Consider the following 2,831-nt stretch of genomic DNA (forward strand, 5'->3'; position numbering starts at 1 on the left):
TTTGAACATATCAGAGCAAATGCCAAAAAGAAGGGAATTTGGCTTGAATGTATCAACGGGTATAAAGAGCATGTGCACTGTTTGATTTCACTTGGAAAGGATCAGTCAATAAGTAAAGTATCAAAACTGATTAAAGGTGAATCATCATACTGGATCAATAGTCAACAGTTAATTGATCAAAAGTTCAGGTGGCAGGACGACTATTGGGCAGTTAGTGTAAGTAAAAGTCATGTAGTTGCAGTTCGGAACTACATTCAAAATCAAGAAAAACATCATAAGAAAATCTCTTTCAGAGAGGAAGTAGAAGATTTTATTCAAAAACAAGGATGGGACTTAGTAAAGGGCTAAAGCCCATGAGTTATTTGGGGTCTGCCATTACCCGTTGACTGAAGTCAACGGTAATACAGTCACCTAAAGATTCTAATTTAGAGTTGTATTAACCAACTTTTTCAATCCGGTTATTTCATTTCTAGAAGCATCCCTTATATTGTGAGCCAATACTCTAATCTAAATGGCTCAATATGAAAAGAATCGTTCTCTTTCTCTTTTTTACTTTTTTAGTTTCGTCTGCTTTCGCTCAAAAGCGGGCAATGACAACCGATGATATACTCAATATGGATCGCTTGAGTTCATCGATGATATCACCGGATGGAAATTCAGTTATTTTCGGCAAGTCTACGTTAGACTGGGACGAAAATAAGAGGGAAACTAAATACTACTACGTTCCGGCCGATAGCGGTGCGGTTTACCAATATATCGGTGAAGCGGGTGGCAGCGACATGAAGTATTCTCCGGATGGAAAATACATTTCACTAAAGCGATCTGTGGATGACAAACAGCAACTTTTCCTTTTACCTACAACAGGCGGTGAAGCGGTTCAGCTGACTGAGCATAAAAATAGTGTAGGTTCGTATGAATGGAGTGCCGACAGTAAGGCGATCTATTTTGTATCGGATGTTCCTAAAAGCTCTGAAGAGGAGAAGGAGTACAAGGCAGGGTATGACCAGCTTTTTGTAGATGAGGCACCGCACGGGCAAACTGAAGGGAGCTGGAATCATCTCTGGAAGTTTGATGTAGACGAAAAAGAGGAGACTCAGATAACCTCCGGCGATGTAATGATTGGAAGCTTCTCTGTTTCGCAGGATCAAAACCGGGTGGTATACACGGCCAGATTCGAAAATCGCAGAAATCAGCAGTATATGTCAGAGATCTATCTGCTTGAAGTGGGTGACTCTACAGCAGTGCAGCTAACGGAAAATGAAGTTCCGGAGGGTGGTCTGAACTGGCTCCCTGATAATCAGCATATTCTTTATTCAGCCGCTCACGACGAGGAGTGGGAGCTACGGCAAAGCAAGCTTTGGAGAATGAATGTAGATTCGAAAGAGTATGAAATGATTTCCGGGCAGTTCAACGGAAATATCGGTTCTGTACATATTACACCGGAAGGTGATAAGATCTACTTTTCAGGTTCCATCAAAACAGATTCCAACATCTTCTCTATGGATCTTCAGACAGGTAATGTTACACAGCATACCGATCGGGAGGGGTCGATTTCAATTGTTGATATGAACAGGAACAGAGATCACGTGCTGTTCACATACGAAAATGTGCAGACACCGCGCGATCTTTATGCAGCGTCATTGGAAAATCTGGACGATCCGGTTCGTCTGACGGACTTGAATCCATTTGTTCGCGACAGCCTGATTCTGGCAGATTACGAAGTGGTACAGTGGGAAAGTAATGACGGTCTGGAAATTGAAGGACTGAAATATACGCCTCAAGAACTCGAACAGGACGGTTCTGCTCCGTTTTTGCTCCATATTCATGGCGGGCCTGCCGGCGTATTTAGAAATTCATTCAGCCCGCAATATCATGTATGGGCCGGTTTAGGCTATGTTCAGCTGGCTCCGAACGTTCGTGGAAGTACAGCTTACGGGGATGAATTCCTGAGAGGAAATATGAACGACATTGGTGACGGTGACTACGAAGATTTGATGAGCGGAGTGGATATGCTGATCGAAAATAGCTGGATTGATGATGATAAAATGGCCGTTCGCGGCTGGAGTTATGGTGGAATATTGGGTGGAACCACCATCACTAAAACGGATCGTTTCAAAGCGGCGTCACTCGGTGCAGGTGTGTTTGACTGGACATCTGAATACGCAATGGGTTTCAATCACGACGTAAGACTTTGGTACATTGGCGGGGAACCATGGACCAATCCGGAAGAGTACCGGAATCGTTCAGCAGCCATGCATGCCGATAAAGTATCGACACCAACGCTATTTCTGCATGGAAATCGTGACCGGGTGGATACGCCTCAGCAGAGTTTGATCTTCTTCACGTACCTGAAAGATATCGGTAAAGTGGACACCCGCTATATTGAATTTCAACGGGAAGGACATGGATTTCGTGAACCCCGAAACCAAAGGACACGGGATATAGAGGAGATTCGCTGGGTACAAAAATATACACTTGGTCTGGATTGGGAACCTTGGGAACGGGATGAGAAGGAAGATGAGAACCCTGATGAAAAGGAGTAAAATCCTGAACGAAATCCGGCGATTGCTTTCGCCGGATATTATCATATTAAATGATTAAAAAGATCTGGCCATATCGAAGGAATTTCTTGATATCATTTGTTCTTATTGGAATCATTGTTCTACCTGAAGCAAAATATTTTCATGAATGGGCTCTTGCAGGAATTGCGGGAGCCCTTCTTGTTTCTTTAGTTGGGTTGTTTAAGTCCGGTCATTCAGATGATAAAGAAACGACGCTTCCAAACGTACTTATCATCTTTCTAACATCTATGATTTGTACTGCTTTTTTTT

Annotated in this window: 3 protein-coding genes; all 3 read left to right on the forward strand. The window is 43.0% G+C overall.

Going from position 1 to position 2,831, the window contains the following annotated elements; all coding sequences use genetic code 11:
• Positions 1 to 348 (forward strand): transposase (locus ACESM0_RS12495; RefSeq protein WP_372906541.1); only part of this gene is annotated, 348 nt, incomplete at its 5' end.
• A gap of 173 nt (positions 349 to 521) precedes the next feature.
• Complete coding sequence (locus ACESM0_RS12500; RefSeq protein ID WP_372906542.1) at positions 522 to 2,543, forward strand: S9 family peptidase; 2,022 nt, start codon at positions 522 to 524, stop codon at positions 2,541 to 2,543.
• 50 nt (positions 2,544 to 2,593) lie between these two features.
• Positions 2,594 to 2,831: hypothetical protein (locus ACESM0_RS12505; RefSeq protein ID WP_372906543.1), on the forward strand; the 238-nt coding region annotated here is incomplete at its 3' end.

The sequence above is a fragment of the Rhodohalobacter sp. genome, assembly GCF_041686455.1.
Classification (GTDB): domain Bacteria; phylum Bacteroidota; class Rhodothermia; order Balneolales; family Balneolaceae; genus Rhodohalobacter.

Coding starts and splice junctions, on each gene's coding strand:
- ACESM0_RS12500 (WP_372906542.1), top strand. CDS start 522: ATGAAAAGAATCGTTCTCTTTCTCTTTTTTACTTTTTTAGTTTCGTCT.